Genomic DNA, 217 nt, shown 5'->3' with positions numbered 1-217 from the left:
TTTAATTTTCCTTTAAATGGAACCATGGTTTCGACACCTTCTGTTTCTATTTTATCAGTTGCATACTCAAATTGAAAATATCTATCTTTACTTCCTCTTTCAATAGCCACTAATGACCCCATTCCAACATATCTCTTATATCCTCTTCCATTATATAGAATTTCTTCACCTGGTGATTCATTTGTTCCTACTAATAATCCCCCTAACATAACACAGT

1 protein-coding gene is annotated in these 217 nt (G+C 32.7%); it reads right to left on the bottom strand.

The window, feature by feature from the left end; translation table 11 throughout:
* Window positions 1-217 (bottom strand): IMP dehydrogenase (locus AYC60_RS03895; protein ID WP_197416954.1); only part of this gene is annotated, 217 nt, incomplete at both ends.

The organism is Streptobacillus felis (genome assembly GCF_001559775.1).
GTDB lineage: Bacteria > Fusobacteriota > Fusobacteriia > Fusobacteriales > Leptotrichiaceae > Streptobacillus > Streptobacillus felis.
The sequence above is the reverse complement of the archived record's forward strand: the minus strand, read 5'-3'. Positions and strand labels throughout refer to the sequence as shown.